General features: G+C 58.9%; 17 protein-coding genes. 11 read left to right on the top strand and 6 right to left on the bottom strand.

The genetic code is table 11. The annotated features are described in order from the left end of the window. Positions 1 to 1009: 1009 nt before the first annotated feature. From ccsA to HY011_23425, 6 genes are all read left to right on the top strand, one after another. Entirely contained in the window at positions 1010 to 1810 is an 801-nt protein-coding gene (gene ccsA, locus HY011_23400; GenBank protein MBI3425886.1) for a cytochrome c biogenesis protein CcsA, read from the top strand. A gap of 81 nt (positions 1811 to 1891) precedes the next feature. Then, entirely contained in the window at positions 1892 to 2626 is a 735-nt protein-coding gene (locus tag HY011_23405) for an MOSC domain-containing protein (protein ID MBI3425887.1), read from the top strand. 46 nt (positions 2627 to 2672) lie between these two features. After that, complete coding sequence (locus tag HY011_23410; protein MBI3425888.1) at positions 2673 to 3086, top strand: hypothetical protein; 414 nt, start codon at positions 2673 to 2675, stop codon at positions 3084 to 3086. A gap of 131 nt (positions 3087 to 3217) precedes the next feature. Further along, positions 3218 to 6343, top strand: coding sequence for a CHAT domain-containing protein (locus HY011_23415; GenBank protein ID MBI3425889.1), 3126 nt, complete (start codon positions 3218 to 3220; stop codon positions 6341 to 6343). A gap of 595 nt (positions 6344 to 6938) precedes the next feature. Next, positions 6939 to 7580: a sigma-70 family RNA polymerase sigma factor gene (locus HY011_23420; protein MBI3425890.1), complete on the top strand. Its 642-nt coding sequence runs from the start codon at positions 6939 to 6941 to the stop codon at positions 7578 to 7580. A gap of 122 nt (positions 7581 to 7702) precedes the next feature. After that, the gene (locus HY011_23425; GenBank protein ID MBI3425891.1) at positions 7703 to 8653 is read left to right on the top strand and encodes a hypothetical protein; all 951 of its coding nucleotides are present in this window, start codon (positions 7703 to 7705) and stop codon (positions 8651 to 8653) included. 947 nt (positions 8654 to 9600) lie between these two features. Here HY011_23425 and HY011_23430 read toward each other — a convergent pair. Then, positions 9601 to 10182 (bottom strand): HDIG domain-containing protein, encoded by a 582-nt coding sequence (locus HY011_23430; protein ID MBI3425892.1) that lies wholly within the window; start codon positions 10180 to 10182, stop codon positions 9601 to 9603. Positions 10183 to 10417: 235 nt separating this feature from the next. Next, positions 10418 to 10933 carry a hypothetical protein gene (locus HY011_23435; protein MBI3425893.1) on the bottom strand — a complete coding sequence of 172 codons (516 nt, stop codon included), beginning with the start codon at positions 10931 to 10933 and terminating at the stop codon, positions 10418 to 10420. 380 nt (positions 10934 to 11313) lie between these two features. Between HY011_23435 and HY011_23440 the strand changes: the two genes are divergently transcribed. Beyond that, positions 11314 to 11649, top strand: coding sequence for a DUF4870 domain-containing protein (locus HY011_23440; protein ID MBI3425894.1), 336 nt, complete (start codon positions 11314 to 11316; stop codon positions 11647 to 11649). 22 nt (positions 11650 to 11671) lie between these two features. Further along, the gene (locus tag HY011_23445) at positions 11672 to 12919 is read left to right on the top strand and encodes a membrane dipeptidase (protein ID MBI3425895.1); all 1248 of its coding nucleotides are present in this window, start codon (positions 11672 to 11674) and stop codon (positions 12917 to 12919) included. 158 nt (positions 12920 to 13077) lie between these two features. On the opposite strand, the gene HY011_23450 is transcribed toward HY011_23445, so the two are convergent. From HY011_23450 to HY011_23465, 4 genes are all read right to left on the bottom strand, one after another. Continuing rightward, positions 13078 to 15021 (bottom strand): uroporphyrinogen-III synthase, encoded by a 1944-nt coding sequence (locus tag HY011_23450; protein MBI3425896.1) that lies wholly within the window; start codon positions 15019 to 15021, stop codon positions 13078 to 13080. 131 nt (positions 15022 to 15152) lie between these two features. Further along, a complete protein-coding gene (locus tag HY011_23455) occupies positions 15153 to 16484 on the bottom strand; it encodes a 4Fe-4S dicluster domain-containing protein (protein ID MBI3425897.1) in 1332 nt (443 codons plus the stop codon). 132 nt (positions 16485 to 16616) lie between these two features. Next, complete coding sequence (locus HY011_23460; protein ID MBI3425898.1) at positions 16617 to 17954, bottom strand: FAD-binding oxidoreductase; 1338 nt, start codon at positions 17952 to 17954, stop codon at positions 16617 to 16619. Between the two features lie 69 nt (positions 17955 to 18023). Beyond that, positions 18024 to 18380 carry an iron-sulfur cluster assembly scaffold protein gene (locus tag HY011_23465; protein ID MBI3425899.1) on the bottom strand — a complete coding sequence of 119 codons (357 nt, stop codon included), beginning with the start codon at positions 18378 to 18380 and terminating at the stop codon, positions 18024 to 18026. Between the two features lie 390 nt (positions 18381 to 18770). Between HY011_23465 and HY011_23470 the strand changes: the two genes are divergently transcribed. The 3 genes from HY011_23470 (at position 18771) to HY011_23480 (ending at position 24556) form a co-directional block, all read left to right on the top strand. Then, on the top strand, positions 18771 to 22475 hold the full coding sequence (locus HY011_23470; GenBank protein MBI3425900.1) for a TonB-dependent receptor: 3705 nt from the start codon (positions 18771 to 18773) through the stop codon (positions 22473 to 22475). A 118-nt stretch (positions 22476 to 22593) separates the two neighbouring features. Continuing rightward, positions 22594 to 23241 carry a Uma2 family endonuclease gene (locus HY011_23475; protein ID MBI3425901.1) on the top strand — a complete coding sequence of 216 codons (648 nt, stop codon included), beginning with the start codon at positions 22594 to 22596 and terminating at the stop codon, positions 23239 to 23241. A gap of 103 nt (positions 23242 to 23344) precedes the next feature. After that, positions 23345 to 24556: a trypsin-like peptidase domain-containing protein gene (locus tag HY011_23480; GenBank protein ID MBI3425902.1), complete on the top strand. Its 1212-nt coding sequence runs from the start codon at positions 23345 to 23347 to the stop codon at positions 24554 to 24556. The last annotated feature ends 285 nt before the right edge of the window (positions 24557 to 24841 follow it).

The raw sequence follows: 24841 nt of genomic DNA on the forward strand, positions 1-24841 counted from the left end.
CTTTTACTGCAATCGTTCACAAAGAAACGGATTTGTATGTTGCGGAATGTCCTGAGGTGGGCACAGTCAGCCAGGGTTATACGATTGAAGAAGCAGTGGCGAATCTGTAAAGAAGCCACCGAATTATATCTACAAGAATGCTCTTGATAGACCAAGTCTACCAAGGTGTGGTCTTTTTGCTGGTCTTTCTTGATGGAGGCTTACGATGAGTCAGGCAATGAAATCAATTAACGTCCCGCTGCCCGCCGCGCCCGAATTCGTCGCGCCGCGCTTTGGGATCAAAAATTATCTGCCCGCGCTGCTGCCTTTGCTGGCGGCGTTCGCGTTAGTGGCCGTTCGTAAAGCCGGCGGGCCGGGTTCGACGCCGACCGATGGCACGCTGATCGTGTGGGCGCTGTTGGCCTATATCTTTGCGGCGGCTTCGCTGCTGGTCAATTTCTGGGCACCGGTGCCGTTCCTGCAAAAGCTGGGTCTGTGGGCCGGGTCGTTCGCGTTCTTTGCCAATCTCGCAAGCTGGCTGGTGCGTTGGGTCGCGGCCGGTGAGCGCGAGAGTTGGGTGCGCATGACCGACCAGATCACGGGCCAATATCATTTCTGGTGGTTCTTCGGTTACATCCCGTTTACCAATCTGTATGACCTGTCGGTGGCGTTTGCCTTCGGCGCGGCCTTTGGCACCTTGCTCTGGAGCCAGCGTGAGAATGCGCGATTCGTCGGCGCGCTGTCATTTCCACTCATTACGCTCATCTTGTTGTTGGCCGTTTTTATCGGCAACACCTTCGTTGATCTGCCGCCGGTGCTGGATAGTTACTGGCGTCCGATTCACGTCGGCGTCGCCTCGCTCAGTTACGGCATCGCGCTGGTGAGCTTTGCCATCGCCGTGATGTACCTGATCAAAGACGGCGTGAAGATGGAGGCGATGGGCATCGGGGTCGGCATCTTTGTGCTGGCGGGCTTTTTGCTCTTCAGCAATGGCTTCAACATTCTGTCGTTGAATTACACGCTCAATCCGATGCTGCCGACGATGCGCAGCGAGATCTCCGCCGTGCGCGTGCCGGTGCCGGGCATGGGGCTGATTCTGCTGGCGGCGCTGGTGTCGTTGTTGATCGGCACGCTGGGATTTGCACTGTATGTCTATCGTAACGACGAAAAAGGCAAACGCTTCGGTCATTTGGCCTGGCGCGTCTCGTTGGCGTTGCAAGCGTTGGGCATCGGCTGGTTTTTCTACCAAGTGAAAACGGCGGGCAGCGTGGCAGGCGCCATCGGCGCGAATCAATACCGCGCGCTGGGCGCATGGTTGAGTGGCGACCAAGCCGCGCAAATGTCCGTTGAACAATTGGTGCAAACGGGTTCGCAATGGCTGCAACAGGCGGGCGGCAACCTGACGCTCAATGCGCGTTCCAATCCGGTCGAAGTCGCCGCATTGCTCAGTGCCCTGGTGTTGACGGGCTTCATTGCCTTGTTCAGCTTCCGCACCGAAAAGATTCGCGCCGCCTTGCCGCCGCTCGAACGCATTGACCAGATGGTTTACAAAACGGTCGGCGTCGCCTTTGCCGGGTTGGCGATTCTGTTGGTGACGGGCGCGGTCTGGGCCAACGAATCGTGGGGCCGGTATTGGGGCTGGGACGCCAAAGAAACGGGCGCGTTGGTGGCGTGGCTGGCCTATGGCGCTTATCTGCATTCGCGCATGGCGCACGGCTGGACGGGACGGCGCAGCGCCTACTTCGCGCTGCTCGGCTTCCTGCTGGTGATCTTCACCTATCTGGGCGTGAGTTACCTGTTGCCGGGATTGCACTCTTACGCCAAGTTGTAGGGCCAAATTCAATAAAGTCGAGAGCGTCAAGTTACCTGTGGGTAGCCTGGCGCTCTCGGCGTCTTCGCGTTTGATAAGCACATGAATCACTTGATTGGTACCGTCCAAGCCCTCTACCGCTATCCCGTTAAATCCATGGCGGGCGAAGCCTTGCAAACCGCTACACTCGGTTGGCATGGGATGGAAGGCGACCGCCGCTTTGCGTTCCGCCGCGTGGCGGAAACGGGCGGGTTCCCCTGGCTGTCGGCGGGCCGCTTACCCGCGCTGATTCGCTATCAACCATACGCGTCTAGCGCCGGTTCCTCGCCTACCCACGTGCGCACGCCTGATGGACGTGAATTGGAATTGCACGGCGCGGCGTTGTGCGATGAGCTGGCTGCCTTGCACGGCGCCGAGTTGCAACTGATGCACCTCAAGCACGGCATGTTTGATGAAGCGCCGCTCGCGCTCATTACCACCGAAACGCTCGGCACCCTGTCAACAAAGGCTGGGACTGTATTGGATGTGCGCCGCTTCCGCCCCAACATTTTGCTTGCCACCAACCTTGCAATTGGCAGCGGCGCTCCGTTCCCTGAAAACGATTGGATCGGCAAGCTGATCGTTTTTGGCGAAACTGACGACGCGGCGGCGATGAATGTGACGCAGCGCGATGTGCGTTGCGCGATGGTCAACCTTGATCCTGAGACGGGCGTGGCGACACCTGGGATTTTGAAAGCCGTGGTGCAGGCCAACGAAAATTGCGCGGGCGTGTATGGCGGCGTCTTCCGCACGGGAAAGATTTCGTTGGGCGACCGGGTTTTTGTGGTGGATGTGTAGTCATTCCGGCGCAATTGCGCTAAGCTCCGCCGCATTGGATGTGGTTATGAATCTACAACTCGATTACACAATTTTTTGCGAAGACGTGCGCTTCGAAGCTTCACAACATTTGAGCCTGATGGGCGTAACGCATCAAATTGTGGTGCCGCAACTGCCCGTCTCGCTGATCAAACTGGCCGTGGTCAATCACTGGCGCGGAGCGGGCCAATTCATGAGCGAAGTGCGCATCCTGACGCCCGATAAAAACCAGGCCATCGCCGTTTCGCAACCAACCAGTTTCGTCGTGCCGCCCGATGGTTATGCCGACAACGTGACCGTGTTTGTGAATACCTCGTTTTATCAGCCCGGCCATTACCTGGTGCAAACGCTCATCAATTCCAGCCTCTTTGCCGAACGCGTCTTGCCGGTGTTGCTGATGCAGGCGCCGGAAGAGTTCACCGAGAGTGAACGTGTGAATTGAAGCGCCCGCCGGTTTTTCTCCCGTCGTTAGGACTTTCCAGTTGGCAAACCGCCCCGTGTCTTTTATCTTGTCCGCGCGTTCCCCAACGTATTCTCGATTAGTCCTCTTCGCTTCTCGTTTGAAGGTCAACCATGAGCACGCCACGCTTTGCCTTTCGTCTCCTGGTTGGTTTGAGCCTTTTGCTGTGGCGGTCGCCTGCCTCACGGGGACAAGGCGCCGCGCCTGAGCCGCTCCGACTAAACCAGCCCCTCGAACGCGCGCTTGAGCGTGGGTCTAGCCATCTTTATCAATTCACACTCGCAGCCGGTGAATATGCGCGCGTTGAAATAGATCAACACGGAGCGGATGTCGCCGCACTCTTAGCACACGCGGACGGCGAAAAGCTGGCGGAGGTGAATCTCACCGGCAGCCGGGGCTATGAGTTTGTTTCGGTGACCGCCGCTGAGTCCGCCACTTATCGCCTTGAAATCCGCGCTCTATCAACGACGGCCAAGTCCAGCCGCTATCAGATCAAACTCGCCGCGCAACGGGCCGCGACTGACCGCGATCAACAATGGATGACAGCCGAACGCCTGCTGCTGGAAGGCGCGCGCCTGTACAAAGACCCTGCCCAGTTGCGCCAGGCGGTGGAAAAACTCCAAGCCGCATTGCCGTTGCTGCGTGCGGCGGGCGACCGTTACGGTGAGGGCGTGGCGCTGCGTCTGCTGGGGGTGGCACACTTCAGAAAGAACGAGAACCAGCAGGCGCGTGCCTATGCGAATCAAGCCGTGGCGCTGTTTCGTGAATTGGGCGATCAACGCGAAGTCGCTGTGACGCTGGGAACAGTGGGCGATGTGTTGATTGCCTTGGGTGAGGCGCAGCAGGCGCTGGACGCCGCCAACGAAGCCCTGCGAATGTGGCAAGCCGTGGGGGATGCCTATTACGAAGGCCGCGCGCTTTATGACTTGGGGCTGGCTTGCTCGAACCTGCGCGATCAGCCGCGCGCGCTTGCCTATTTTGAGCAAGCCCTGCCGCTCTTCCGCCAACTGGGCGAGCGTCATCTCGAGGCGGGCACGCTCGGTAATTTGGGCAACATGTATCGTCGGCAAGGGGACTTGCTGAAGGCGGCCCAATATTACGAACAGGCGCGCCTGTTGCAGCAAGCGGAAGGGGACACCGCCAATCTGGCCGGGACGTTGAACAACCTCGGCATCGTCTATAAAACGCAGGGCGATTACCCCAAGGCCATCGGCGCCTACACGCAAGCGCTCCAGGTCTGGCACGGCATGAAGCTGCGCTCCGGCGAAGCGCTGGCGTTAATCAATCTGGGCAATCTCTACAACGTGCAGGAGCGTTGGCGCGACGCCCGCGAGGTCGCCATGCAAGGGTTGTCGTTGGCCGAAGAGCTCGGCGAGTCGCGCAGTATTCTGGGCGCACGCCAGGCCTTGGCGTTGGCCGCGTATGGCGCGGGCCAACTGGCGGAAGCGCGGCAACAGCTCGACCAAGCACTGGCCCTGACGGAAGCCATGCGGGCGCGCATCCTCAATCGCAGCCAGCGCGCTTCGTGGTTCGCGGCCCAGCACGAGGTCTACACGCTTTACTTTGATGTGTTAATGGCCCAGCACGCGCAACAGCCCACGGCTGGTTATGCGGCCCAGGCGTTGCAGGTGTGCGAAAGCACGCGGGCGCGCGTCTTGTTGGAATTGCTGACCGAAGCCGGGATTGATTTGCGGCGTGACCTGCCGCCCGCGCTGGCCGAACAAGAACGCGCACTGCAAACGCGCATCGAAGCCGCCGACGCCGCGCAACGCAAAGTGCCGGCTGGCCAACCGGCTGCCGAACAAAACGGCGCGGGCAACGCGGCGGCGCGGGACTTAGCGCTGCTGACGGCGGAATACGAACAGTTGCAAACGCAGATCAGGCGCAGCCATCCGCAGTATGCCGAATTGAAACAGACGCACCCCCTCAGTCTGACAGAGTTGCAACAGCAAGTGCTGGATGAAAAGACGTTGTTGCTTGAATACGCTCTCGGTCAAAAACGCAGCGTCCTCTTTGCGGTGACTCCCACGGCTTTGCACAGTTTCAAGCTGCCGGGTGCTGCCGAAATTAACGCGGCGGCCAAACGCTACTATCAACTGCTGACCGCGTTGGGCAAGCCGCCGGTCTTTCGCGATCTCGTTGCGAAAGAAGTTTGGCGGAAACAATTACGGCTGGATACCGCAACGGCGGCGGCGGCGTTGAGTCGAATGTTGTTGGAGCCTGCGCGCGACTTGCTCGGGCAAAAACGGCTGTTGATCGTGCCCGATGGCGCTTTGCATTACGTGCCGTTTGCGGCGCTGCCAGAACTGGGGAAGAGGGATGGGGGATTAGGGGCTAGACAGAAGCGGCCCCAGTCCCTAGTTCCTAACCCCCAGCCCCTGATCGCCAGGCACGAAATCATGAGCCTGCCTTCGGCTTCCACGCTGGCCGTCTTGCGGCAGGAGTTGAAGGATCGTCCGCCTGCCGCCAAGACGCTCGCCTTGCTGGCCGATCCCGTTTTTGACGCGACCGACGAGCGCGTGCAGGGAAACGTCGCCAAAGACCAGCCCTCAGACGTTAAGGCGGAAGCTAAGGGCGAACTCGCGTTGTTGCGCGATGCCTGGATTGATTTTGCGGCGGACGCCGGCGAGTCATCCGGCAATGCGATGCTCACGCGCCTGCCCGCGACGCGCCTGGAAGCGCAGGCACTACAAAAGCTGGTACCCGCGTCAGAACGCTTGATGGCTTTGGATTTCGAGGCCAATCGCGCGACGGCTTTGAGCGAGGCGCTGCGCCAATATCGTTACGTGCACTTCGCTACGCACGGCTTGCTGAACAGTGCGCAACCTGAATTGTCGGGGCTGGTGCTGTCGCTGGTTGACCGGCAGGGGCAACCGCAAAACGGTTTTTTGCGCGCGCTGGATGTCTTCAATCTGAAACTTCCGGCGGAGTTGGTGGTGCTGAGCGGCTGCCGCACCGCGCTCGGCAAAGAAATCAACGGCGAGGGACTGGTGGGGCTGACACGCGGCTTTATGTATGCGGGTGCGCGGCGCGTGCTGGCCAGCACTTGGTCGGTGAATGACGCCGCGACGGCGGAGTTGATGCAACGTTTTTACAGCGGTCTGTTAAGTGCTAAGGCGCATACGCAACCGCTCAGCCCAGCCGCCGCCTTGCGCGCGGCGCAACTTGCGCTGTGGCGCGACAAGCGCTGGCAAGACCCCTATTACTGGGCCGCCTTCGTGTTGCAAGGCGAATGGTAAGGCTGCCAAGAAATCTGCCCCGGCATGTGACTTGAGGTTGGCAAAAGCCACTGGCTCTCGTATCTTGTTGCGGCGTTCCCCAACGCTCCTACAGTTCGTCCTCAAATAACGCTTCACGCAAACTCAACCCGGCGGCCGCCGGCAGCCGCTGTGTATGCTGGATTTTCTCCCGCTATTTACCTGTGGCGCTTGCAGCGGCGTGGCATGGCGCAACACCCTAGTACTCCATCAAGCTGTAAGTGATGGATGCTGAGAGCGCATCCGGGATGTAGGGCGGGATTAAATCCCGCCCTACATCCCTCATTTTCAGCTTGATGGAGTACTAGCGCCCGGCACACGGCGTTTTGTGTTGGCCGACAAATGATGAGATAAGTTTGGTGTCGAAGACAGAGGCAAAGGCAAGGACTTAACCGTGTTAAACAAAGTTTGAGGCCCGGCAATTTTGCCCGGTTCCCATACCTTTTCTAAAAATGGCTTCCTCGTATGGCGTTGGACTGTCCCGTTCGATGCCCAGGCACTGCCACAAAAAAACAAAAAACCACGCGACGACAATGCGCCGTAGGTCGTTCCTTTATGCAAGACTTGAAGATCACCCATGAACACCACCACTTCAGTCGTGAGGTCGCGCAAACCCCGTGACCTGACGCCGGAGCAATTCGACAAACTGCTTGCGACCTTGGCGGCTGACCGCGAATCAGCCGCCGAAGAGTACGAGCAGTTGCGTCGAGCCTTAATGACGTTTTTCGAATTTCGCGGCGCCCTCCAACCAGCGGATGAAGCCGATGAGGTCATTGACCGCGTCGCGCGCCGCTTAGACGAGGGCCGCGAAATCTTTACCGCCCATCCGCGCAATTACTTTTACGCCGTGGCGCGCAACGTTTGGCGCGAACGGCTAGCCAGCCCGGTTACCGAAGTCGAGCTTGCTGCGCAAGTCCTGCCTGCCTTTGCGCAAGCGCGCAATCCGCTGGAGCTTTTGGAAGCGTCCGAAGCAGAGCAGATCCGCCTGCAACGGTTGCAATGCCTGCAAAGTTGTCTGCAACAGCTTGAAGAGACGGAGCGCGCCTTGATCGTCAGTTATTACGAAGGCAGCGGCGGCGACAAAATCAGAAATCGGCAGGCGCTGGCCCTCCGGCTGGGCATCCCGGTCACGACCTTGCGCGTGCGCGCCTGCCGCTTGCGCGAGAAATTGGAGACGCGCGTCCGGCGCTGTTTGCAGCGCTCCAAAAAAGAGAAATAACCGAAATTGTGTTGCAATGTTTTTCGCCTTTGCTCATTTCTAAGCACGCTTGAACGCGTGTCAGGTAAAGCATGGGGTGGCAGCGATTCGTGCGGAAAATGGCGCGGTGGTACTTGGTTGCTATGAAAGAGGAAAGCGTAAACAAAGAATTGTTGAAAGGCTATTTGCTTGGCGGCTTGAGCGAAGCCGAGGTGGAAACGGTCGAAGCACGCCTTTTTGACGAGCCGCTGTGGTTGGATGACTTGCTGGCCTCCCGTGATGACTTGCTGGATGCCTGGGTGCGGGGCGAATTGGCGCAACGTGAAGAACAGCAGCTCAGCGCGCGGTTACAGTGTTTGCCCGCGTTGCGTGGCAAAGCGGCCTTTGCGCATAGCTTGCAACAAGCCTTGGTTGTGCAAGCTGATTTGGATGACCCTTCATCCTCTACGCCGCCGCTTACCTTCATTCCGAAGAAAGCACAGCCACCGGCTTCCGGTAAAACCTGGCTCAGTGTGTCGCGGCGGACATTGGCGTTGGCCGCGCTGGTCGTCTTGCTGTTAAGCGGTGGGATTGGATTGAAAGCTGTGCGTTGGCGCGCGCAACGCGCGACGGAATTGACACAAAACGGCGTGCCTGCGCTCCCGTCCGTTTCGCCAAGTGCGCCCTTGTACGCGTCACAGGCACAGCCGCCCGCAGCGAAACCAAAAGCCGCGCCGGTAACAATTCCCCTCTCACCGCAACATGCGGCGCGGGGAACCACGGTCGCCAATTTTCTCTTATCGGCGGCAGTGACGCGCGGCGAGCAAGACGCGCCGGAGTTGGTCGTGCCATCTCAGGCTAAAACGCTCCGGTTGCAATTGGAATTGGACTCTCCCAAAAAGCTGCCGCCGCAGGCGCTGTTGCAAACCGCCAGCGGCACTGTTGTGTGGCAGCAAGCACGGGTGCGGACGCAAGTCTCTCGCGGCATCCCGCTGGCGATCTGCGAAGTGCCGGTTGGATTGCTGGCAGAAGAAGTTTATCAATTGCGGTTGACGCAACCCGGCGCGCACGAAGTTGTTTACCGGTTTCGCCTCAATAAGCCCGCAGTGAACTGAGTCCGGCGTTGTCATTCAAAGAGAAACCATGAAAAAAATCTCTTTCTGTAAATAATGCGGGACTGAAAAGAAAACCAACGTTCAGAGTTCGCGCTTCAGCGTGCCTGCCGGCCGCCACTCACATGCTGAAGCGTGAACTCTGAACCGCTGTGACCGAAAAATTTACAGCAAGAAAAATTGAAACGTTTTTTGGGTTTTCCCATTGTTAGTACGGCATCGGTCTGTGACTCCTGGATTCGAGGCGAGTGAATTCAGTAGACCGAAGTTGGCATTGGTGACTCAACGCCCCGCCAGCGAGCACATTGCTTTCTCTTATTCTGCCGCGCCCTTTGCTTAGATCGGTTTTCATCTGCGTGTACGGTAGGCGCGCCGCGCCGGGACAGTACCGCGCGCGTGAGCAAGCGGCGCGTCAAGCACGGCTGATTCACGCAACGCCGAAGCGCCGCTTGCTCACGCGCGCGGTACTGTCCCGCTGCGCGGCTTTTTGCCATACACCGAAGTGAAAACCGATCTAGAACTGCCGGAGCGCTTGGCATGCGGTAGTTTGCGCAACAATTTTTTCGAGTACTGACCGCGGTAGCAGGCAGTGGAACCACCAACATCAAGCGCTTGTGGGGAGTGCTTGATGCAGGATCTCCACGCTCCCTGCTACCCGGTTGGTAGAGCTGGAGCGGCTGTTCGCCAGGCTGGCGCCGTTGTGGTAGGGGCGCACTACCAGGGACGCAACGACGACACGGGCGGCAGCCCTCCGGCGTCCACACAACCGTCTAAGGGACGAGAAGGTTGTGACTGGACGCTGGCGTTATCGGTTCGGTTCAATGGGGATTGGCCGGGCTGGTAACAAAAGAGGGTCAGGGCGGATGCTGCGCTAGCATTCGCCCTGATTCATATAGAGGGGACGGGTCGCCGTTGTTTGCGCCGTTACAGCACAGGTGAACTTAGCGCGGCTAGCTCGGCACGCTGCGCTGCAATCCTAATTCTTCCTGAATCTCACGTAAGGCCGCGATTACAAAGGCGCAGTGTTCGTCAAAGCTCAGCCCCAACTCTGCCGCGCCGCCCCATAAATCTTCGCGTTTGACCGTGCGGGCAAAGGCTTTGTCTTTCATGCGTTTTTTCACGGATGCGACTTCCAACGAATCGAAACTCTTGTCGGGCCGCACCAAGGCGCACGCCGTCAGAAAGCCGCACAATTCATCACAGGCGAACAGCGCGTGTTCCAGCAAACTCTCACGCTGCACGCCTGAATAATCGGCGTGCGAGAGGATGGCGCGCCGCACCGTTTCGGGATAGCCCTGGGCGAGTAGCTCTTCGGAACCGAGCATGGGGTGGCGTTCATCGGGGTAGCGTTCGTAATCGAAGTCGTGCAGCAACCCGACCACGCCCCAGGTGTCTTCGTCCGCGCCATACTTGCGGGCATAGCTGCGCATGGCGTACTCGACGGCGCGCGCGTGTTTGCGCAAACTCTCGCTCAGCGTCCACTCACATAACAAATTCCACGCGGCTTCTCGTGCAGGGCACTGCTCTGGCATCGTTGCCTCCTCCAAATTGATGATGATGTTGTTGGCGGGCAGTATCTTCAGCCGAGTGCTGCAAACAAGGCAAGCGCAACGCGCCGTTCACCGTGTCGAAAACACAGCGGACGGCGCGTTCAGTGCACGGCAGCCTTTGACCGAATGACCTCAGCGACTAAGTCAGAGGGCGAACTGCCGTGCGTAGGTTGATGCGGCGTTGCGTGCAGTGCCACACGGGACGCCGCGCGCATCGTTAGGGCGTAGGTTTGATGGGCGTTGTCGCGGGCGTCGTCTTGCCCCGGCCGTTATGTGCCGCCCGCAACTCTTCAACGGTAACGAAGCCGTCGCCATCGCGATCCAATCTGGCGAAGCCTTTCGGGTTGCCTTTCCATTCATCGCGCCCGATTTTGCCATCGCCGTTGGTATCCATCTGCCGCAGTTTGCCGTTGAAGGCCTGCGCCTGGTTGGCCGCTTCTTCGCGCGTGATCACGCCATCGCCGTTGGCATCCAGCCGGTCAAAGCCTTGCGGGCGTCCCTTCCATTCCTCGCGCGTAACCTTGCCATCGCTGTTAGCATCCATCTGTTGCAGCTTCTTGGCATTCATACGCCCTTGATGTTTGGCCGGGGCGGCGGTCGCCGTATTTTGCGGCGGTGTTTGTTGGGGATCTTGTGCGGCGGTTGAGCCAGCCAGCGCGCCAGCCAGCGCGCCAGCCAGCGCGGTGGTTAGCCCGACAGACAGGCAGGCAGCGCTAAATAAATTTCGGTTCATTGCTTTCACTCCTCGGTAGTGGGTCAATGGGGAGAGAGTCACGCCGCAGATCAACGCCGACCGACGCAGATCAATTCAATTGGCTAACAGGACTGATCCGCGTTTTCCAGCGTTCATCCGCGGCAAGACCTCTCCTCTTTGAGCCACCACCCACTCCTCAAAAAATGTTGCTCATAGCGCGCCAACGCCGGACGACGTTGTTGCGTATTGCTAGGAGGCCAGCTCCTGCGCCTTGGTCGGAAATTTTTCCGCCGGTTTACAAATTCACGGCCTTTCAAGATACTGAGGCGCATTGGCGCACGGCAATTTTCTTCAAACCACAACCATCCCCAAGGAGGCAGATCGTGTACACCCCAACGCAACAGGAACGCACCCTAGCGATGCTTTGCCATATCGGCGGACTGCTCGGCATTTTTGTGCCGCCCGGCAATCTGGTCGTGCCGCTGGTGATTTGGATGTTGAAGAAAGATCAATCCGCCTTTATCAACGAACACGGCAAAGAGGCGATCAACTTCCAGATTAACCTGAGCGTCTGGGCCGTCATCTGTTTCGTGGTCAGCTTCATTCTGATTTTTATCATCATCGGCGCCTTTCTGATGCCGCTGACGTTGGGCTTGCTCGGACTGGCGGGGTTGGTGCTGGGCATCGTGGCGGGCGTCAAAGCTTACGAAGGCAATTACTATCGCTACCCGTACATCATCCGGTTGGTGAAATAACCAAATACCTGAGGGAGAAATCATGTCGCGTTCGACTGTTTGTGCGCTGCTGTTTGGTGTGTTTATGACGGCTGTTTTTTCGAGTGCAAAGGCGCAAACCCCCAGCGATCCGCTTTGGCAAAAGGCGTTGAAGATTCACCGCGCGGCCATCGTGGTGGACACGCACGCTGATACGCCTTCGCTGATTTTGGATGCCGGGCTGGACATCGGCGACCCGCAGGCCAAAAGCCATCTGAACCTCAAACGCATCAAAGAAGGCGGCCTGAGCGCGCAATTTTTCGTCTCGTATGTCAGCAAATCCTTCGTGCCCGAAAATCGCTCGGCCTTTCGCGCCCTTGAGATGATGGACGCCATCCGCCACGACATCGTCGAGCGTTACCCGAATGATTTTGTCTTCGCCACTTCTGCGGCAGACATCCGCGCCGCCAAACGCCAGGGCAAGATCGCCGCGCTCATCGGTATCGAAGGCGGCCACGCGATTGAAGACAGCTTGCGCTTGCTGCGCCAGTTCTATCTGCTCGGCGCGCGCTACATGACCTTGACGCACACGAACACCAACGGCTGGGCCGATTCGTCGGCGGATGTGGCGAAGTGGGATGGCCTGAACGAACTGGGCCGCAAGGTTGTGCTGGAAATGAACCGGCTGGGCATGATGGTAGACATCTCGCACGTCTCGGATGCCACGTTTTTTGACGTGATCGAAACGACCAAAGCGCCGATCATCGCCTCGCATTCCTCGGCGCGCGCGCTCAACAATCATCCGCGCAATATGACCGATGACATGTTGCGCGCCGTCGCCAAAAATGGCGGTGTGGTGATGGTCAACTTCTATCCGCTATTTATAGATCAGGCGCTGCTCGACGCCGACCGTAACCGCGACCCGCTGGTCAAAGCCATGATCGCCGAGGTCGAAACCAAATACGCCAAAGACTGGGCCAAACAGCAGGAAGAACTCGCCAAGATCGAAGCCGCGCATCCGTTGCCGCCCGCGACGCTGGCAACGTTGATGAAGCATTTCGACCATATCATCAAAACCGCCGGCATTGACCACGTCGGCATCGGCTCCGATTTTGACGGCATTGATAAAGTGCCGGTCGGGATGGAAGAAGTGTCGAAGCTGCCACACATCACATACGAATTGCTCAGGCTGGGGTACAGCGAACGGGACATCAAAAAAGTGCTGGGCGAGAACGTCTTGCGCGTGTTTGGCGAAGTGGAAAAGGTGAGCCGGACTTGGCCGAAAGGGAATCAGACGGCGGCGGGGAAATGAATGAAGCTATGAGTAATTCAGCAAGCTGGTAAACCTGGGTACGCACCGCTTCCAGCGTGCAGACTCGGCGATTCGCTGATTGACTCGCATTGCGTCTCTCGCCGGAACTGCACGCTGGAAGCGGTGCGTGCCCAGGTTTCTTGCGAAAGTTCAAGCCACTAACCCCACGCAAATTCCTGCTGCAAACAATCCTCCTGCAACGCGCGCACCAACGCCGCCACATTCACCTCATTCGGTTGCAAATGCACCTGCAAGCTGTGAGCTTGCGCCGCCTCGCGCGCGCCGTCATTCGTGCACAGCACGCGGGCCGCGCCCAGAAAGACGGGCAGGGGGCTGGGTTCGAGCACCGTGGCCAGATTCTCGACGCTCGATTCGCCGTTGAACAGCACGTAATGGAAGTGTGCGGCGCGCAACTCCGCCGCGATTTCAGCGCTGCCGGTTTCGGGCAATGAGGTGCGGTAGGCTTCGCCCACTTCGACATAGACGCCGAATTTGTCCAGGGCGGAACGCAAGTCTTTGTGCGATGTTTGTGAGGCGAGCAGTAACATTGACGTGCCGCGCAACCGTTCGCGCACGCCATAGCGTTTGCGCACCGCTTCGGCCAAACATTCCGCCGTGAATCGTTCGAGCACGAGATCGGGTTGGACGCCTTCCGCGCGCAACGCTTCTGCCGTGCGCGCCCCGACGGCGGAAATGCGGCGGGCTTCGATTTCGCTCAGATGATGGCCAAGCGCGAGAAAGCGTTTGAAGAAATAGGTCACGCTGGCGGCGCTCACAAACGTCACCCAGTCGTACCAGCTCAAATGCAGGAGCGCTTTATCCAGGCTTTCCCAACCGGTCGGCTCGCTGGTGCGCACGGTCGGGCAGACGACCACTTCGGCACCCAATTCTTCCAGTCCGTTGACCAGTTCCGCGTTGGCGCGTGTGGCGCGCGCAATCAAAATGCGGCGCTCCTTCAAGGGCGCTTGCTCACGCGCTTTGCGCGCTTTGGTCGCGACCAGGTCGAACTCGTGGGCGGCTTCGCTCACAAACGCAGAAACCGCTGCCGTTTGTTCTTCCGCCTGCGCTACCTCTGCGCCACGCGTTTCCATCAGCGGCGCGGAGGCCGCCAGGGCGACAGCGGATTCCTGCAAGACGGGGAACAGTTCCTCGACCGCCGCATAGAGGTTCATTGGCGAAGCTTGCAGCAATTCGCGCGCGCCGTTGTTTAACAGATCATGCGCCAGCGCGCTGCCGATTAATTCACCTTGGCGCAGCGGGCCACGGCCTTCGCTGCGCACCAACCGGCTGCCGTCGGCATCGGCCACCGTGGCGGTGACGATCAATTGCGGCCCGTCAGCACTTTCTTCCACCCGCGCCAAGGCTGCCGCCGGAGCGCGGCGTTCATTGAATGGTTGAGGCAGCAAATTGCGCAAGACGGCGCGTTCCGCCGCCGTGGCATAACGCGTCGGCCAATGATTGAGGGCTTCCAGCAACAGGTTAGTGCGTTGGTCTTCGAGGCGTGTTTGCAAAGCGAAGGCGCCCTGCCCGGCGGCGGGCAAGACTTCATTGGGTTCCAGCAAGGCCGCGATGCGCCCGCGTTCGCCCAGATGCAATAACGCCGCCGCCGCCACGACCAGCGCGTCCACTTCACCCAAGTCCAATTGCTTCAGCCGGGTTTCGAGTGGCGCATAGAGATCAACAATTTGCCAGCCGTACAGCAAGGCTTGCAATTGCGCGCGCCGCACAAAGGTGTTGACGCCGATGCGCGCGCCGTCGGGCAGATCGAAAAGGCGTTTGACCTGCGCGTGCCAATCGTCGCGCACGACCAGCGCCTCGCGTGGCTCCGCGCGTTCGGTGATGGCGGCCAGGTGAAATTCGAGCGGCAAGTCCAACGGCAGTTCGCGCAGGCTGTGCAAGACGCCATCCACGCGGCGCGTTTGCAGCGCTTCTTCCGCGGCGCTTTGAAAGGCGTCTTGGGGCGTAGCCTCGGCCTCCGCCAGTTCGATAATTTCCAGGCCGACCAGCAAGCCGGGATGCAATTTTTCCAACTGGGTCTTGACCCAATTGGCTTGGCTCAGCGCCAGCTTGGCGGCGCGCGAGCCGATGAGCAGATGTGCCATAGCGATTCGACTCCGAGTCGTGGCTCAGATGAGTGTGGCGACCGTTGGGGGCAGCAACGAGCGGGGTGATTTACCAAGTCTGGGTAAGGTCTGAACTTTCTTTTGTGGGGAAGGCGCGGTCGTCAGTTCAATTACTTCATTGCTTCGTAAAAGCCCGCGCGTTGGTACGATTCATCGAGCAGTTCGACCAAATGCGCGATGCGGCACTCGGCCTCAAACAAACGCGCGCCCGCGCTCAATTGCATGTGGCAGCCGGGATTGGCCGTCACCAGCACCTCGGCGCCGGTCGCTTTCACTTTGTTGATTTTGTCAGACAGCAGCCGGTTCGACATCTCCGGCTCGCTCAAATTGTAAATGCCCGCGCCGCCGCAGCAATCCTGAAAGCCTTCGAGTTGTTTGTATTCTAGCCCCGGAATCGCGGCCAGCAATTTTTGCGGCGCGGTCAGCACGCGCTGAGCGTGGTACAGATGGCAGGGCGCATCGTAAGTCACACGCTGGTCGAGCGGCGCGCCGGTTTTGAATCCACCTGCATCAATCAACGCCGCCAGGAACTCAGTGACATCTTTGACCCGCGCGCTGAACGTCCGGGCGCGTTCGGCATAGAGCGCATCGTGTTTGAGCAACTCGCCGTACTCTTTCAACAACGCGCCGCAACCAGCGGCATTGATGATAATCGTGGTGTTGGGGGCGCTGCGTTCAAAGGCGTCAATGTTGCGGCGTGCCAACTCACGCGCCGTCTCGATGTCGCCCGCGTGCGCGTGCAAAGCGCCGCAGCAAACCTGCGCCTTCACGCGCGTATTCGCGCTGCCATTCACGGCCAAGACGCGCGCGGTTGCCTCATTCGTAGATTTGAATAACCCCTGCATCACGCAGCCCGTAAAGACTGTCACGGGCCTTGTGTCATCTACTTCAAATTTCGTTTTCGCGCCGCGTCGTCTCGCGTGTGGCGTTGTCGAGTCGAGCAGGGAAGCCGCGAAATCCGCCGACGGCGCAAGGGTTCTTAACAAGCCCGAACGCAGCAGCCATTTCGTCAAAAAGAAACCGCGCGCTAGCCGCATAAAGAAAAAGGCCACACGCAAGCGCCAGGGATACGGGAAGACGTGGCGCAGCGTCAGCTTGAGCATGGTTTTCTGCAACGTCCCGCGCGCGTCTGCGCTTTCGGTGTGCAGCAAATCTTCGCGCGCCGCTTCGAGCAAAAAGCCGTAATTGACGCCCGCCGGACAAGCTGTCTCGCAAGCGCGGCAACCCAGGCACAGATCAATGTGTTTGTTGAAACTGGCCGATTCCAACGGCAAGCGCCCTTCCGCCACGGCGCGCATCAGGTAAATGCGCCCGCGCGGGCTGTCGTTTTCATTGCCCAATTGCTGATAGGTCGGACAGGCGGGCAGACACAAACCGCAGTGAATGCAGCCCAGAATCTTATCCATCTCAGTGTTGAGCGCGGTTTGTAGTTTGATGGTCATAGTGTTGTTCCTAGGTACGCACCGCTTCCAGCGTGCGGACGTGGCAGCGGACTGACGAATGCTGAAAGGCAACTCTTCGGCCTGATTCCGTCCGCTGCCACGTCCGCACGCTGGAAGCGGTGCGTACCCAGGTTAAATCCCGGCAACGAAACGCCCATAATTCAACCGGTGTTGCGGGTCGTATTGTTCCTTGATGCCACGCAACAGCGCGGCATTGGCGCCCACCTCGCCCCACACGTCCAACTGGTTTTTCAATTCAAAGGGCGCGCGCACGATCAGCATTTGCCCGCCGCGCGTCTGCATGGCCTCGCGCAATTCGACGAGCAGTTTGTAGCGGAAGCGCGAACGCAACTCATCCAGCATGTCTTCGCCGCCGAGAATGCGCACCACACCATTGGCGGCGTGCGCGCGCAGCACCGCCGCCGGCATCAGCCGTTGCACATCGGCCAACGTTGCGCCTACGTCTGAAGGCAGGGCGGTCGCACGCAAACTGAATGTCCAATCTTTCGTTGTCTCGCTCGCGTGATAAGCGCGCCAGAATTCAGCGCTGTCCGCCTCGCTCAAAACGGTATGCGGCAATTCACCGCCGAGCCGTTTGGCTTCATTGATCTGCCAGTCGGCGGTCTCGGCTTCTTCGTTCCAAAAGCGCAGCACGAGCGCATATTTCTCTTCGTCAACCGGCAAATCGGCCTGTGGCGAGAGCAGTTCCCACGCCGCCGGCTGCAAATCCGAATCCATGACCCGCGCCGATAACGCGCATAGCGGTTCAGCCGCGTTGGCATAAAAAACCAGCGTGCGTTCGCTGACGGGTAGCGCGCGCATTTTGAAACTCAGCTCGGCCAGCACCGCCAGCGTGCCGTAACTACCCGCATACAGTTTGCACAGATCGTAGCCCGCGACGTTTTTGACGACCTTGCCGCCCGCTTTGGTAATCGTGCCGTCCACGTGCGCAACGCGCGCGCCGATCAGCCAATCGCGCGGCGTGCCGTAATGACAACGCAAAGGCCCGGCGCTGGCCGTCGCCACCGTCGCACCCAAGGTGCCGCGCGCATCGCCAAACGGATCGAGCGGGATGAATTGATTGTGCTCAGCGGCTTGTTCGTTAAAGGCGCGCAAGGCCACGCCCGCCTCAACGGTGCAGGTCAAATCGGCGGGTTCGTATTCCAGCACGTGATTCATCCGCGCGGTTGAAACGATCAGATGAAACTGCGCGATGTGGTTGCCCATTTCCAGCCAGGTGCCCGCGCCCGCCGGGACAATGCGCCAGCCTTCGGCAGTAGCGAATTTCAGCATCTCGCTCAACTCCTCGATGCTCTGCGGATAGGCGATGACGCGGGCGTCTTCGTCGCTGACGCGGTAATGACTGCCGATGGCATGTTGGGCGCGTTCGGGGCCAAAGGCTTGCGTCAGGCGGTAAGCGACTTGTTCAGGCGCAATGTAGGCAATCGCCTCGGCGCTCGATATTTCCATGGTGTTTGCTACGATTTCGATGGGGTAGTCAGTGACGGAACATCGCCAACGGTTGCGGTTATACCATGCTCAATCCATTTCAGCGAGCGCCGCCCGCAACGCATCCATTGCCAGCACGGCGCAATGTTCTTTGTTGCGCGGCAAGCCGCCCAGCGCCGCGCTGACATCTTTAGCGTTCAATTGCCGAGCTTCAGCCAGCGTTTTTCCGTTGAGCATCTCGGTCAATACCGAAGCCGCCGCGATGCAGGGCGGACAACCTTGCACCTGAAAGCCGCTGGCGCCGATGCGCGCGTCTTCAATTTTCAAATACAGATGAAGCAGGTCACCGCAAACCGGATTGGTCGCCATGCCTCGCACAGAAGCGTCGGCCAGTTCGCCCACGTTGTGCGGATTGTCGAGGTGTTTGAGGATTTGGGGACTGTACATAATGCCGGGCAGTTTAGCGTAGCGGCTGGGTTTGCGCCTAATTGGATAAGGTTAGAAAACGCGGCCTGTGGCGGTACCGCGCGCGTGAGCAAGCGGAGTTGGCGCGGTTGTGCCGTTGTGCCTGGCCTGACGTGCCGCTTGCTCACGCGCGCGGTACCGTCCCGGCTCCAAACAACTTGCTAGTTCAATGGCGCTGGCTACAATATAAACACCGAAATGGTGGCGCTTACGTTTTGTTGGCTCACTGGATTGATCAACACCTGAATCCTTGAAGAAGTAGACCACCAGCCACACGGATCGTTGCTCTTAGCGCGACGGTACCGCACACGAACGCATCGGCTAGCTGACTGAGAAACCAACCAACTGCATATGCATTACAGGAGAATTGCCATGAGATTGCAGAGCCTTGTTAGCACTTTTCTGCTGCTCGTTGCCCTTACCCTTTGCGCCAGCGCGCAAACCGTGACTGGGACGTTGAACGGCACTGTCACCGACACGTCGGGCGCGGTGGTGCCGAGCGTGGAAGTCGTCGCCAAGAGCCTGGAAACCGGCATCACACGCACTACCCGCAGCAACGCCGAGGGCTTTTACAACATGCCTTTTTTGCCCCTGGGCAGTTACGACGTGACGGTGGGCGCGAACGGCTTTAAGAAAATCATCAAGAATGGCGTGCTCATCGAATTGAACAGGACCACCGTTTCGGATTTCAAACTGGAAATCTCCAGCATCGGCGACGCCGTGCAGATAACCGGCGAGACGCCGCAGATCGAAACTTCCACTGGTGAATTGAAGCATTCGCTGGATGAGAAGCGCGTCGAAGACACGCCACTGGCCGGGCGCAATTTCATTTCGCTGGTCGAACAGATTCCCGGTTTCCAAATCTCTTCGTTCGGCGGCGACGCTTCGAGCGGCCAGAATAATCCGACCAATTCCAGCGGCTCGTTCGCGGCCTTTAGCGGCTTGGGCGGACGCGCCACGACCTTTCAGGTGGATGGCGTGAGCAACAACGATTCGTCTGAAAACCAGAATCGGCAGGGCGTCAATATCAGCACGATCAAAGAGCTGCAAGTCTTGACCAACGCCTTCTCGGCGGAATTCGGCGGTGGCGGCGCGGCGGTGCTGGTGCAAACCAAGTCGGGCACGAACAGGTTTCATGGCGACGGTTACGATTTCATCCAGAACGACGTTTTCAACGCCAACGGATTTTTCAGAAATGCGGCGGGCAACTCTTCGACGACGGGCCTGCCTTTGCAGCCGCGACCGGCGGTGCGGCGGCAACAATACGGCGGCACGTTTGGCGGCCCGATTTGGCTGCCGCAAAAATTCTTTGGCCCGGCGGCCTATGATGGACGCGACCGGCTCTTTTTCTTCATCAGCGCGGAAAAGCTTTTCAATAAGACCGGCAACAACTACACGCGCGTGATCTTTTTGCCCGGCGAAGAACCGAAGGCCTGTCCCGTGGTCAACGGCGTGACAGTCAACCCGAAGCCGGGCGATCCGTTGCGCACGTTCTGTGTTGATCCGCTGACGCATCCCAATCTCGAACGCGATTTGGCATTTATGCGCTCGGTCATCCGTCTCTATCGCACGCCGGAATTGCAGGGCATTGCGCCAAACGATCCGAACGCCTGCGCACAGTTGATTTCCAGCGGGCGCGAGCCGCGCTGCGTGACGCTAGGCATCACGACCGTGCAGCCGCGTTCCGATTACACGGGCCGGCTGGATTTTCGCGCCACCCGCAGCGACAACCTTTGGCTGCGTTATCAATACAGCCGCCAGCGCGACACCACCGGGCGCTTCATCCTGGGCGACACCTTCGGCGCGCGCAACGACCGGCAATACAATCTGGGCCTGACCGAAACGCACGTCTGGTCGTCGCGCCAGGTCAGCGAATTCCGCTACAGCTTCGGCAACCGCACGACCTTGCAGGATGTGAGCGACGGCAATGACATTCCGGTCATCCGCTTCAACACCAATCTTTGCACGGGCAACAACACGGGCGCGTGCGGCGGCATCATCGGCACTTCGACCAACGTGCCCATCAATCGCCGCCAGCACGATCAGCAGTTTGTCTTTAACCACACCTTCAGCTTCGCGCGCCACACGTTGAAGGCGGGCGTTGACCAGCGCAAACAGTTGCTGGATGACGTTTCGGGCGACCGCTCACGCGGCTTCTGGACATTCGGCACGAATGACTCGACCGCCAACATCGTGGCGCGGCTCGGCTACACCAGCTTCGAGAACTTCATGCGTGGTTTCATCACGACCTATCAGAAAGGCTACGGCAACCCGATTGGCAATAACCGCTTCGGCGAGACGAATCTTTATTTGCAGGACGACTTCCGGCTCAAACGCAACCTGACGCTCAACCTGGGCGTGCGGTATGAGTACGTGCGCGCGCCGAAGGAGCAAGACAACCGCTTCAGCTACGGTTTTGAAGACGACCGCAACAACGTTGATCCGCGCTTTGGCTTCGCGTATTCGCCGGCCTTTGAAAGCGGCTGGTTGCACAAGCTGACCGGCGGCGCGGGCAAATCCGTTATTCGCGGTGGTTATGGCATCAACCACACGCGGCTTTTCCAATCACTTTTCTCGCAAAACCAGTTGAGCATCCGCACGCAACCGCCCAACGGTTACGCCGATGTTTTCAGCGGGCGCTGTCCGAATGAAATTTCCGACCCGGCCTGCGGCTTTGTTTTCACGCCGGGCTTTGCGATCACCTCGACGGCTTTCACGGCGGCCAGCGCCAACAATACCGGCGCGGTGCGCGACATCGGCGGGCGGCTGGCTTCGACGCTGCTGATTCCCAACAAGCATTTGCAGATGCCTTACGTTCAGCAATGGAACCTGACGCTGGAACGCCAACTGCCGAAAAATTACGCCGTGCAACTTAGCTACAGCGGCAATCGCGGCATCGGCTCGCCGTGGTTTGACAGCGGCAACGATGCGGTTTTCCCCTTTGTCTCGCCCTCGCTGTTGGTGGATGTGGGCGGCGGCAATTTCAAACCGGTGGTGTTTGATCGCGCCTGCACCGGCATCACCGATCCGATCTGCCTGAATCCGGCGAATGCGGCGGATACGGCGGTTGGTTCGCTGCGCAGCTTTTCCGCGCTCAACAGCACGACCGCGACGCTGGCGCAAAAAGGCATCGTGATCGAAAACGGCGTGCCGCACGGTTACATCTCATTGGCGCAACCGCGCACCAACGAACGCCGCCCCGACGCGACGCTGGGCCGTTTCGTCAACTTGAACAACTTCGGTTGGAGCTACTACCACGCGGCCACGGTCAAGATGACCAAACGGCTGTCGAATGGGCTGAGCTTTAATGCTTTTTACACCTTCAGCAAAGCGATTGACACCGGCTCCGAACAAACTTCGACCGTGGTGGACACCAATGCGCCAGCCAGTAAAAAAGGCGGCGCGGCGGCTTCGTTGCGCGGTCTGAGCGCCTATCACGCGGCGCATCGGATGGTCGCCAGCTATTCGTATGAACTGCCGTTTATGCGGCATCAGAATGGCGCCGCCGGGCGCATCTTGGGCGGCTGGAACATCACCGGCGTGACGACGCTGCAATCGGGCAATCCGTTCAGTGTGACGCTCGGTTACGACGCCAACGGCGACGGCTTGGCCGGTGACCGCCCGCGCGTGGCTGACCTGAGCGTGCTGGGCCGTTCGGTGGACAACGGACGGCGCAATGCGCAGGGCGTGCAAATCTCGACCTTGCAACTGCCAGGTACGGCCTTCATCCCCGCGCAATCCGCAGCCATTGGACAACAGGATCGTTTGTATCTGCCGGGCGGCGGCTTGGACGGGCAGATCGGGCGCAATACGTTTTTCCTGCAAGGACTGAATCACACCGATATGACGGCGTTCAAAACCTTCCGCGTGCGCGAAAGCGTCAAGCTGATCGTGCGCATGGAGTTTTACAATGTCTTCAACCGTGTGACCTTTGGGGCGCCGACACGCACGATCCTGAGTGGCAATACGCTGGGCACGATTTCGACCGAGCGCAATGTGTCGAGTTACGTCAACTCCGGTCGTCTGGATGGCAGCAGCGGGCGGCAGGGCCAGATAGCGTTGCGCCTCGTTTTCTAAAATATGACTTTCGTTTCGCGTGGGCCGCGTGGCAAGACTGTAATAGTTGCGCCACGCGGCCTTTCTTGTTCGTACTGCGCGGCCTGCGCTATGCTGCGCGCCGAAGGAGACCAAGCGTATGTCCGCCCAACCTGCTTTAGCCGCACTTGAGCTTATAGACGATGATGCCTTGCCGGATGAGACTGATCCGGTTGTACTGCATTTCGCGCCAATTCTACGCCGGTTACGGGGGGATGATTTCTTCCGCTTCTGCCAGGCCAACGACCGTTGGCGGTTGGAGCTATCCAAGGAGGGCGACTTGATTATTATGATGGCGGCGGGTTCCAACACGGGCCGCCGCAACGCAAAGTTGACGACGCTGTTTGGCATTTGGGCTGCTGAGGATGGCACTGGCGAATACTTCGATTCCTCAGCAGGTTTCACCCTGCCCAATGGCGCTGAACGCTCGCCTGATCTGTCTTGGGTGAAGAAAGAACGCTGGGAAGCCTTGAGTCAAAAACAACGCGAAAAGTTCGCCCCTCTTTGCCCTGACTTTGTGGTCGAGTTGCGTTCGGGTACCGACCGCCTGAAACCTTTGCAAGCCAAACTGGAGGAATACATCGAAAACGGCGCGCAACTCGGCTGGTTGATTGATCCGTACAAACGCAAGGTCTACGTTTATCGTCCAGGCACGCCGGTTGAGCGGTTCGATGAACCGGAAACCATCAGCGGCGAGCCGTTGCTGCCGGGCTTCGTTTTGCCCGTCGCGCAACTTTGGCAACGCTGAAAGCGGAACTACCTGGCCCAGTTAGCGTGAAAGACTCTGTCACACTCGCTCTCACTTATCCCCGCAAACTAATTCCACCATCCCAAAATTGTCTGCTGAAGTTATGTCCAAGCTCAAAAAATCCATCGCCTTACTCGTGTTGTTCAGTCTGCCCGCCTTGGCCCAGGCCCCCAAAAAGCCCAGCGACATTGCGCGCGAACAGGGACAGGCCGTCGTTGTCATCGAAGCGCTTGATGCTAACGGCAACGTCAGCGGTCAGGGCAGCGGGTTCATCGTGACGGCCAAGGGAGCCATCGTGACGAATCTGCATGTCATTCAAGGCGCCCACACCGTGCGCGTCAAATTGCCGAACGGCGATGTTTATAAAACGCAGGACTTGGTGGATGTGGACGACACCAAAGACCTCGCGCTGCTGAAAATCAAAGGCTTCAAACTGCCCCTGGTCGCGCTGGGCGATTCCGACAAGACCGAAATCGGCGAGAGCATCACCGTCATCAGCAGTCCCGAAGGCCTGACCAATTCGCTTTCGACCGGCGTGGTCAGCGGTGTGCGGCGGCTGGAAGGCTTGCGCGTCTTTCAAATCACCGCGCCGATCAGTCAGGGCAGCAGCGGCGGCGCGGTCTTTGACGGCAATGGCAATGTCATCGGCATCGTGACCTATCTGTTGCGCGGCGGGCAGAATCTGAATTTCGCCGTGCCGGTCAATTATGCGCGCGGGATGATCGGCGATGAAGTCACCAAGACCCTGGCGCAACTGGGGCCGCTGGCCAAAACTCCGCCGCCCGTGCAAGCGCCACCGCAATTGGGCGCTGAACCGCCGCGCCGTGAGGAGGCGTTGCCCAATGAACAACTCAGCACGGCTGCGCGCGGCTTGTTGGGGCGCACACAGCTTGACCCGTTGTATGCGCAACCGGCCCAGGCGCTGGCCTTTTTCTACCGCATCGTGGATGGCATCGGCATTATGCGCGACACTGAACTGGCCGACCTGACGCGTTCGGCCTGGCTGATCAAAGGCAAAGAGACCGCGATGACAGAAGATTTCACGATCAATTTTTTAAGCCCGGCGCTAGGCATGACCCTGACCCTCAACAAAACCGACCGCGTGCTGGGAGGCGTCGAATTGCTGGTGACCTGGACGCTTGACGATCTGGAGCGCGTCTTCGGCAACAAATATACCAAGCGTCCGCAAGACGCGCAAAAATTGCTGGAATTCAAGGTCAAGAAAACCGAAGGCAAAAAGGAAACACAGAAGATCGTGGCTGTTCAAGAGGCCAACGGGCTGGTACGGTCGGTGCGATTCACCAAGGTGAAGTAACATCTGGTGTTAAAGGTGGAATTATGTACTGCGCGAAATAGTCGTTGAGGTTGAATTGTTGTTGCCGAGTTAGTGAATAGCTAGCTCGGTTAAACTTCGCTTGAAAATAATTGCTAAAAGTCGGAATTTTTTGTTGATACTTTTGTGGCTCATGTGTAGTCAGTTTGCATCGCCAGGGGTAAGCTTAGGGAATGATTGACTTTCCCCTTAACGATCTCCTAGATGCCGAAGCCTGCACGTTGTGGTTGGCGCAGCAGCTTCATCCGCACGGCTTGTGCTGTCCGG

Source organism: Acidobacteriota bacterium (assembly GCA_016196035.1).
Taxonomy (GTDB): Bacteria; Acidobacteriota; Blastocatellia; order RBC074; family RBC074; genus JACPYM01.